Source organism: Nonomuraea sp. H19 (assembly GCF_052068215.1).
Classification (GTDB): domain Bacteria; phylum Actinomycetota; class Actinomycetes; order Streptosporangiales; family Streptosporangiaceae; genus Nonomuraea.
In genome coordinates, this window is sequence record NZ_JBQHCV010000107.1 from 1 (window position 1) to 1,817 (window position 1,817).

Below are 1,817 nucleotides of genomic sequence, written 5' to 3' on the forward strand. Positions count from 1 at the left end.
GGATCTGGCTCAAAGTCCGTGAATGGGTGACGAAGCGTGATGATCGTTAGGTCGTGAGGAGTACTCGTTTGCGCAGAAGCGGGAAACTCGCGCGGCCGAACATTTGGCGCTTGAGCATCTTGATGCGGTTGACGTGGCCTTCCACCGGGCCGGAACTCCAGGGCAGGGTCAGGCCTGCGGTGACGGCGTCGAAGTCGCGTTCGAGGCCGTTGGCGAAGGCGTGTAGTGCGGGCAGGTCTTCGGCTTTCACCGCGGTGAGCCAGCCGGGAAGGTCTTGGCCTCGGCGTTGGGTGAGCATGATGGCGAAGGAGCGGACGTGCTTGAGGAGCGCGGCCAGTTCCGGGCAGCGGTCCAGAACGGTCTTGAGCTGGAGTTGGTGGGCTTCTTCGAGTCGGTCGGGGTGGGTGGCGAGCCAGCCGGTGACCTTGCGGACCGAAGGCGTCGGTGGGGCGACGGGGTGCGGCGTGCGCAGGGGTCGTAGGTAGTCGCTGAGCGCGCCGTAGCTGCCGCGGTAGCCGAGCGCGGTGATCTCTTCCAGCAGGCGGGTGGCATTACGCTCGCCCTCTTGCCAGCGCTGATGCAGGTAGGGCTTGAAGTCGTCGACGACGCTGGGCTTGTTGGTCCACTGGCCCCACAACAGTTCCTCAGGCGTGGCGGCGTGGGCGTAGCGGATCACGGTGCGGTCGGTCATGCCGAGTTGGCGGGCGATGGAGCGCAGGCTATGCCCGGCCGCCTTCAACTCATGGATTCTGGCGTGCTTGGCACGGGTGCGGTCAGCGAACCGCGTTGAACCTTTGCCGGTGGTGCTCGGCGCTGCCGATGCCTGCTCGGGCGGCTCGGAAATGTCGGCCTGAGGGTCTGGTAAGCAGGAGCGATGCCGGGCGACCGATCGTTCCACGGCTTGGATCAGGTTGTGCCACAGGTGCCAGCGATCGGCGCATTGGGTGGCCTGGGGCGCGCCTTTGAGGGCGCCCTCGGCATAGGCGCTGGCCCGGTCCCGGCAGATCACTTCCACCTCGGGGTGGGCTCGAAGCCAGTCGGCGAGGGTGTCGGCTTGGCGGTCGAGCAGCAGGTCGATGGGCCGACGGGTGGTCATGTCGATCAGGACGGTGCCGTAGCTGTTGCCCCGGCGCAGGGCGAAGTCGTCCACGCCCACCGCGGTGAGGTGGGCGATCTCGGGGTCGGGCAGGGCGTGGATCAAGCGGATCAGCGTGGAGCGGCCGGCCGCCAAGCCCAGCACGGACGCCAGTCGCGCTCCGGCGCGTCCGGCTAACGCCAGGGCGATGGCTTCCAGCGCGGCGCGCAGCAGCGGTGTGCGGCGGGCGTGCCGCTTGGTCAGCGTGGGGACCTGCTCGACAAAGGTGCGAACGTCACAGGCGGGGTTGTCGCAGAAGAACCGGCGGACCTCCAGCTCGATCAGTATGGGCTGGCCTGAGGACGGCAGGTCGTGAAGGCGGCGGCGGTAGCGGCTGTGCCGTCTGCCTGCCGAGGTGGCGCATCGCTGACATATCGCATGGTCAGCTCTGGTCCGAGCTGTGATCAGCAGTCCACCTTGATCCTGCTCGATGGCGTCGATATGCACCTGACTGAGATGTGGGAACAGCAGAAGAACGCGACAGGCTTCCTCGCCTGCCGGGGCATGTCGCACAATGACCTCGCGGCCGCTCGTGATGATCAGTTCCGGGATGAACCGGATCATGACGACGCGGCCGTTCTCCTGCGCGTCGAGTTACGAAATCGCGATCACCTGACGACCGCCTGCGCCGACGACGTGATCACAGGTCGTGACCAGCTTCACGGACTTTGAGCCAGATCCG

The 1,817-nt window shown here is 66.6% G+C and carries 2 protein-coding genes; one reads left to right on the forward strand and one right to left on the reverse strand.

The window, feature by feature from the left end; all coding sequences use genetic code 11:
* Window positions 1-46 precede the first annotated feature (46 nt).
* Complete coding sequence (locus ACTMTI_RS56755; RefSeq protein WP_441129387.1) at window positions 47-1,582, reverse strand: ISL3 family transposase; 1,536 nt, start codon at window positions 1,580-1,582, stop codon at window positions 47-49.
* On the opposite strand from ACTMTI_RS56755, the gene ACTMTI_RS56760 reads away from it, so the two are divergent.
* Entirely contained in the window at window positions 1,553-1,807 is a 255-nt protein-coding gene (locus ACTMTI_RS56760) for a hypothetical protein (RefSeq protein WP_441129388.1), read from the forward strand. The two genes, ACTMTI_RS56755 and ACTMTI_RS56760, sit on opposite strands and share 30 nt — an antisense overlap.
* The last annotated feature ends 10 nt before the right edge of the window (window positions 1,808-1,817 follow it).